Here is a 1,347-nt window from a genome sequence, read left to right on the forward strand (position 1 = left end):
GCTCGGCGGCCTTCGTGGGCTCCTGCGGCGGGGTCTGCGTGGGGCGGGCCGGCGCCGCGCCGGTGGCGGCCCGCTCGGGCTTGGCCGAGGGCGCGTCGGACGCGAAGGCGGCGGCGGACGGCGCGAGGACGGCGCAGAGCGTCGCGGCGACCAGCACGACGGAACGCGCGGAGGGACGGTGACTCATGGGAATGGCTCCATTCCAGCGGGAACTCGGTCGAGCCCGGGACCCCGGTGGCCGGGGTCCCGGGCTCGCTCCCAGGCTGGCGTGAAGTTATGAGGAACCTGTCAGGACGCTGTGGTCATCACATCAGCGGCCGTCACCGCAGCGGTCGTCACCGCAGCGGTCGTCACCGCAGCGGTCGTCACCGCAGCGGTCGTCACCGCAGCGGTCGTCACATGAGCGCGTCGCTACAGCGTGACCGCTGTCACGTGCGCGCCGGTCGCGCTCTGTGCCAGCCACTGCGTCCAGGTCAGGTTGAAGTCGGCGTAGCCGTTGTCGGCCGCCGCGTTGCCGCGCGGGGAGCCGGTGATCGTGACCGGGTCGCCCTGCTCGACGAAGTTGTAGAACCACTTGGCGTCGGCCAGCGACAGGTGCACGCACCCGTGCGAGCCGCTGCTGTGACCGGGGGTGGGGTCGCCGGTGGAGTAGTGGAGATAGGTGCCGGAGGCGGTGAGCTGGACGTCCCAGGGCAGCGTCAGGTCGTAGAAGTCCGGGTCCTTCTTGTCGCAGGTGATGTGCACGCTGCACGACGTCATACGGACCGTCTTCGCCTTGCCCATCACGGCCATCGTCCCGTCCCAGGAGGGCCAGTCCTTGCTGCCCGCGTCGATGGGCATCGTACGGACGGTCCTGCCGTCGCGGGTCACCCTCATGGTGTGGCCGGAGGCGGAGACGGTGGCCTCCGTGTCGCTGCCGACGGTGAAGCTGTGGTGGTACGCGTGGGTGCCGTAGCGGCCGTGGCCGTCGGTGACGCCGGTCAGCTCGGCGTCCAGGGTCACCTTCGTACCGCTCGGCCAGTACGAGGCGGGCCGCCAGTCCACCCGCTGGTCGCCGAACCAGTGCCAGGCCCCGTTGACCGGGACCGACGTGGTCAGTTTCAGCTGCTTCTCGATCCCGGCGCGGGCGGACGGCGCGACCGGGTCGGTGAAGGTCACCGAGACCGGCATCGCCACACCGACGGTGGTGCCCGTCTGCGGGGTGATCGTGTCCAGCAGCATCGGCGGTCCGGCCGGCCGGGACGCCGTTGCCGATGCCGACGGCGACGCCGATGCCGCGGGGCTCGTGCTCGACGCGGGGGCGGCCTGGGTGACGTGAGAGGTGGGGGCGGTGTGGGTGGCGTGGGT

The 1,347-nt window shown here is 71.8% G+C and carries 1 protein-coding gene and 1 pseudogene; both read right to left on the minus strand.

The annotated features are described in order from the left end of the window. Positions 1 to 187 (minus strand): annotated as a pseudogene (locus tag GT042_RS21140) (hypothetical protein); the annotation flags it as partial. 224 nt (positions 188 to 411) lie between these two features. Beyond that, on the minus strand, positions 412 to 1,347 hold a 936-nt coding region (locus GT042_RS21145), incomplete at its 5' end, for a L,D-transpeptidase (protein ID WP_237531019.1).

This window comes from Streptomyces sp. SID3212, assembly GCF_009865405.1.
Classification (GTDB): Bacteria; Actinomycetota; Actinomycetes; order Streptomycetales; family Streptomycetaceae; genus Streptomyces.